Genomic DNA, 272 nt, shown 5'->3' with positions numbered 1-272 from the left:
CCGTTACAATCTGCCCATAAAAAGCATCTCTCAAGCCAAAGTTTTGCAAAGGTTGTTCAATTAGAGTGACCTTGTCTTCATATTGATCACAAATGTCTGGTGTAATATCGTTCATATATCCTCCTTGATTTAGTGTAATTCTTTTTCAGCACCTTCCTTTAGCTGGCCCTAAAAATTGATGTTTTCCGACTTAGAAATGCAGTTTTGGGTTACCAATGCATCCGCATAAGTCATGCTCGAGTCGAAACAGTAACAGTTTCAGATTCCTACAT

At 38.2% G+C, this 272-nt stretch carries 1 pseudogene; it reads right to left on the bottom strand.

Annotation, left to right across the window (positions count from 1 at the left end):
* A pseudogene (locus tag BCU12_RS01625) lies at positions 1-115 on the bottom strand (putative 4-hydroxy-4-methyl-2-oxoglutarate aldolase); the annotation flags it as partial.
* Positions 116-272: the final 157 nt, after the last annotated feature.

Source organism: Vibrio sp. 10N.261.55.A7 (assembly GCF_002877365.1).
Lineage (GTDB): Bacteria > Pseudomonadota > Gammaproteobacteria > Enterobacterales > Vibrionaceae > Vibrio.
Note: the sequence above shows the minus strand (reverse complement) of the source record. Positions and strands in the feature narration are given on the sequence as shown.